A 2,352-nucleotide genomic window follows, 5' to 3' on the forward strand; every position below is an offset into this window, starting at 1 on the left:
CTACAACAATTTCGCCCGTAACTTGCTAAATCACTGAATTCTCGGACCACAGGTGCCGAAATCAGGCCAAAATCGAGCTGGAAGTGTCGAACTCGGGGGCGCCGCACAGCGATCATACCGAGCAGCATATCGTGCGGGCGCTGCGCGCGGCGGGGGCGCTCAGCGTATCGCTGGTCGCCGAGTGCGCCGGCGAGGTGGTGGGCCACGTGGCGGCCTCAAAGGTCACGCTGTCGGACGGCACGCCTGCCGCTGGATCACTACCCCGCGCCTGCTCCTCGGCCTCAACCGACTGATGGCCGTGTTGCTTTTTCATGTGGCGGCAGTGATCCTTCACGATCATGTGTATTTGCCGATCGTCACGAACATGGCCCACTGAACGTCGCACGAGGAATGCGTTATGCCGTTGGAACTCTGGCTCTCCTTCTGCCTGGCCTCGCTGTTGATCATCGTTTCCCCCGGCCCCGCCGTGGCCCTGCTGGTCGCTACCGGGGTCAACCGTGGGCGACGGGCCGCCCTGGCCATGTTGCCCGGCTTCTTCGTGGGTGACCTGCTGGCCATGACCCTGTCGTTCGCCGGGGTAGGCGCGCTCCTGATGACCTCCGCCGAACTGTTCCAGGTCCTGAAGTGGGCCGGGGCTGCCTATCTGCTCTACCTGGGCATGAGGATGTGGCGCGAAGCCGGCCAACTGGGCGATCTGCAGCTTTCGGGCACGGACATCCGGCTCGGCACGGCCAAGGCCTTTCTCGTCACCGCGCTGAATCCCAAGAGCCTGGCCTTCTTCATGGCCTTCATGCCCCAGTTCGTGACACCGAGCCAGCCCTTGTTGCCGCAGTTGGCCATCCTGTTCTCGACCTTCCTGGTCATCGGCGTGCTCAGCGATCTCGCCTACACCTTCCTGGCCACCACCGGCGGCCGGCTGCTGAGTGCCCGGCTTCGCCGTCTCCTGCACCGCACCGGTGCCGGCAGCCTGATCGGGGCAAGCGCCCTGGTCGCTGCCATGCGTCGGCCCTGAGGGACAGGGACGATAGATCGCTGCCCATGTGCGACGTGCTCAACGATCCAGCCACCTTGCTCCGCATCGATGCCGTCTCCGACGATGAACGGACCCTCGCCTATGCCCGGCGGCTGACCCACGGCAATATGCGAGACGACTACGCTCGCCATGGCCTGGTCTGGGACGATGCCCATTTCGACCGGTACTGGACCGAGACGGAAAACTATCTGCTACGCGTTGGGGACAGGCCCCTGGGGCTGGTACGCCTCGGCATCGAGCTTTCCGCCTGTTACCTGCGCGATCTGCAGATCGAGCCTCGCTGGCAACGGCAGGGACTGGGACGTTGGTGCCTGCACTGGGTCACGGCTCTGGCCCGACGCCGCGGCTGCCGGTACCTGCGCCTGCGCGCCTTTCACGACAGCGCGGCCGTACTCCTGTATCAACGTCACGGACTATGCTTTGTCAGCAGAGACGGCGTCCTGGTGAGGATGGAGATGCCTCTGAACGAGCCGGCGAGAGAATAAGGGCTCCCGGCCCGGCGTCAGTCGGCCAACCGCATACGCATATCCCGGACACTCATATCCTGTGCTGGCGGTTGTCTACGAGTCGGAAGCCTCCTTCAACAAGGCGTTCAAGCGCGTCTGCGGTACCGCAAAGAGCGATGTAACCGATGACGTCAGCAGCCAGTCGCCAGCGGCTAACGACTGGGAGTGGTCCTGCCTGCTGGCAGGTTGTTTTCTCTAATGACATGCACCAAGGAATCTATGGAACTCGATCTCTACCAGGTGGACGCCTTTGCGCGTCGTCCCTTCGAGGGCAATCCCGCGGCGGTATGCCCGCTGACCGAGTGGCTGGACGATGCCACCCTGCAGGCCATTGCCGCGGAGAACAATCTGTCCGAAACCGCCTTCTTCGTGCGCGAGGGGGCGGGGTATCGCCTGCGCTGGTTCACGCCAACGGTCGAGGTCGACCTGTGCGGACATGCCACCCTGGCAAGCGCCTGGGTGGTCTTCAACGAACTGGGCGAGGAGGGCGAGACGCTGTGTTTCGCCACCCGTAGCGGCGAGCTACGGGTCAGCCGCACCGGGGAAGGCTTGGCGATGGATTTTCCCGCCAAACGGCCCGAGCCGATGGCCGACCCCGAGACGGTGCTGGCCGCCCTGGGAGTGACACAAGGCGACGTCGTGATGACCGACGACATTCTCGTCGCGGTGGAGGACGAGGGCATCGTTGCGACGCTGGTGCCGGACATGGCCCCCAGTGTCAGGATGAGTGTCGTGTCCTCTGGTACCCTGTTCTTAAAACCCAGGGGGCGATAGGAGCTGCTCATGCCTCGCTACTCCGAGGAACGCCGACAA

At 64.0% G+C, this 2,352-nt stretch carries 4 protein-coding genes; 3 read left to right on the forward strand and 1 reads right to left on the reverse strand.

Annotated elements, in window-relative coordinates; translation table 11 throughout:
* Positions 1–112: 112 nt before the first annotated feature.
* On the reverse strand, positions 113–340 hold the full coding sequence (locus tag QWY80_RS14025; RefSeq protein WP_290232640.1) for a hypothetical protein: 228 nt from the start codon (positions 338–340) through the stop codon (positions 113–115).
* A gap of 57 nt (positions 341–397) precedes the next feature.
* On the opposite strand from QWY80_RS14025, the gene QWY80_RS14030 reads away from it, so the two are divergent.
* The 3 genes from QWY80_RS14030 to QWY80_RS14040 all read left to right on the forward strand — a co-directional run bounded on the left by QWY80_RS14030 (position 398) and on the right by QWY80_RS14040 (position 2,313).
* Positions 398–1,012: a LysE family translocator gene (locus tag QWY80_RS14030; RefSeq protein WP_290232642.1), complete on the forward strand. Its 615-nt coding sequence runs from the start codon at positions 398–400 to the stop codon at positions 1,010–1,012.
* Positions 1,013–1,038: 26 nt separating this feature from the next.
* Positions 1,039–1,518: a GNAT family N-acetyltransferase gene (locus tag QWY80_RS14035; protein ID WP_290232645.1), complete on the forward strand. Its 480-nt coding sequence runs from the start codon at positions 1,039–1,041 to the stop codon at positions 1,516–1,518.
* Positions 1,519–1,758: 240 nt separating this feature from the next.
* Positions 1,759–2,313, forward strand: a complete 555-nt coding sequence (locus QWY80_RS14040; RefSeq protein WP_353960456.1) for a PhzF family phenazine biosynthesis protein — start codon at positions 1,759–1,761, stop codon at positions 2,311–2,313.
* Positions 2,314–2,352 lie beyond the last annotated feature (39 nt).

It is taken from the genome of Halomonas ramblicola (genome assembly GCF_030409215.1).
Classification (GTDB): Bacteria; Pseudomonadota; Gammaproteobacteria; order Pseudomonadales; family Halomonadaceae; genus Halomonas; species Halomonas ramblicola.